At 31.1% G+C, this 209-nt stretch carries 1 protein-coding gene; it reads right to left on the minus strand.

The window, feature by feature from the left end:
• Nucleotides 1-209, minus strand: a 209-nt coding sequence (locus tag U881_RS12375; protein ID WP_038364104.1) for a DUF792 family protein, incomplete at both ends; no start/stop codon positions are given.

Genomic DNA, 209 nt, shown 5'->3' on the forward strand with positions numbered 1-209 from the left:
ATTCATGCTTATTAGTTCACTTTTGGGTAAAATACAGAATATTTGTGGAACATATCCAAGTCCCTTAAAATCCATCCTTGGCATTAAAGCTAAGAAATTATAGTCCATAAATAAACTGGAAATTTGGTTGAAAGTTTCTTTTAAAATACTTGTTACTTGAGATGGTGTAAGCCCCATATAGTCTAGTGGTTTTTTTACTAGCCATGAAT

It is taken from the genome of Borrelia persica No12 (assembly GCF_000500045.1).
GTDB lineage: Bacteria > Spirochaetota > Spirochaetia > Borreliales > Borreliaceae > Borrelia > Borrelia persica.